The organism is Candidatus Desulfolinea nitratireducens (assembly GCF_982879505.1).
The window spans coordinates 3,265-5,328 of the sequence record NZ_CEYOSI010000235.1 but is presented as its reverse complement, the minus strand read 5'-3'; the positions used below and the strand labels follow the sequence as shown (position 1 = coordinate 5,328).

At 52.1% G+C, this 2,064-nt stretch carries 2 protein-coding genes; both read right to left on the bottom strand.

The genetic code is table 11. The features are described 5' to 3' along the window. Window positions 1–1,255 (bottom strand): LysM peptidoglycan-binding domain-containing protein (locus tag AC3DOM_RS15410; protein WP_487919931.1); only part of this gene is annotated, 1,255 nt, incomplete at its 3' end. A 52-nt stretch (window positions 1,256–1,307) separates the two neighbouring features. Next, on the bottom strand, window positions 1,308–2,064 hold a 757-nt coding region (locus tag AC3DOM_RS15405), incomplete at its 5' end, for a M23 family metallopeptidase (protein WP_487919930.1).

Sequence of the window (2,064 nt, the reverse complement as noted above, 5' to 3'; positions counted from 1 at the left end):
TCGTATGCCCACCTTCGCAGGATGGATAGCCAATTGAATCTCCGGAATTCAGGATCGTACCTAATTTGGCGCGACCGGGGGTTGCGATATGTAGATACAGGATTGACCAGCCTGTTCGTTCGTCCCCATCCATATCAAGGTCAAGAATTGCCAAACCGCGATCCACGCGTGTTACCATCCCGTTTGCAATCGCAACCGTATATTGTTGCGGATCAGCGACAAAGCAGCCACTGAAATCTGTGGGTGGTGCAAAATCCAGCGCGGCAAATGGAAAGCCTTCTCCCCAGCCGGTATGGGGCGCACCGGTATAAGTCCACGTTCGTGCTCTGGGGAAGGGGAGGATCATTTCAGGTTGCTCTAATGAGCCAGGGATGTGGATCCGGTCATCCAGCCACGGATCGCCAAAGAGATTGGTATATGTCTCAAGCAGCCCCTCTGCCCCAATTGCCCGTTCATACCTCGACCCTGAGAGGGTGCGCGAAAAATAATATTGGATCCCCACCGAAGCAGCATTCTGCCACGGGTCAGGTCGTTCGAGGCTGCCATCAGTACGGTCAAACTCTGTCTGGCTGCCGCCGCGCCAACCATAATAGCCATTATTGAGCGTATTCGCAGCCCAGATCAGTTGAAGATACATCCCCTGATGAGATATTGGTTCAATATAACCCAGGGTATAGGGTGTTTCTGGCTCTTCCATTTTTGTCAGGGCGCCAGATTGATGTTCGAGGATAGCCAGAAGAAGGCGGGGGCTGACACTGAAATTGGTAGCAACGTAACTCACAATTTCAGCACCGGAGCGATTTTCTCCTCCAGCATAATCTCTATGCTCTTTCAACCATCCAGGATAGGCATCTACATAACTTTGAATATCAAAATCAATCCCTGCCGGACCATTTACAAATGCCGAATCGGGCATGATCTGGAACTGACTGCCCCAGAGCGGTAAATAATAGATCGGGATCTGCATCGGCATTCCCGGGGGAAGAACGCTTACATTGTGAGGGATAACGGGATTATTAACGAGGATCTCTTCTGCGCTGGTGTTAAATCGCCCTGCCAACCCGGAAATTGTATCGCCGGTTTGGGCAACATATTCCACCAGTTCGCCGGGGTCAAATTTTGGACGTGTGATGTAGGGTGTGGAGGTAGCCTCAGGGGTAGGGGCAGCCGTTGCATCAAATTGGATAAGGGCATCTGGAGGTGCGCATCCCACTAATAACAGGAAAATCAGCGCAGTATATATTCCATATTGCAATGCGTGCTTCAAGGTTTGTTTTTTTATAAAAATATACATCAGCTAATAAGTGCTAATCTTCTTTATTTTCTTCAGGGTTGTCACGGAAAATCACAGACCAAGCCTCACCCACCTGACTGGATGTGATCGTTTCGTCGTCGCGGGTCAAACTTCCAAAATAGGGTTTTTCGGCCGCGTGGGCGATCCAGCCATCGAGGTTGAATGGCAAGGCACCATCGGCTAAAATCCATTCGCCGTTATATTTACGGGCAAAATGCAGATGGGTTCCGGTGGAAACGCCACCCTCGCAGGAAGGCTGCCCAAGGCGGTCATCCACTTCGACCCAGGTTCCAAGCGGAATGCGTCCCACTGTGGCAATATGGAGATAGAGCAAATTCCAGCCGGTCTCTTCGTTGCCATCACCATCGAGGTCGAGTATCACCACGCCGTGATCAGAGGTAACCACCAGGCCTGGCGCAGAGGCAACGACCCATTTTTCTGTCTCTGCACAGCCACTGAAATCATTGGCGGGGGCGAAATCCAGCGCTGCCTGTGCGCCCTCATGTTCCCAGGCAGAGTGAGGGCCGCCAGTAAAAGCCCATTCCCGACGAGGTTCAAAGGGCAAAACCATGGGAGGTTGTTTCAGCCCTGCCGGGAAAAGGGGCTCAACGCTTTGGGCGCGTGTCCAGGGGGATCCGAATAGTTCTGCATAGAGTGCGGGGAAGCCCACGCGTGGATCAACAGCCTGGGCCCAGCGATCAGGATCCAATTTTTGGGCGAAATAATATTGAATTGCAACGGAACCAGCATTCAGGTCAGGGGCGATCCGC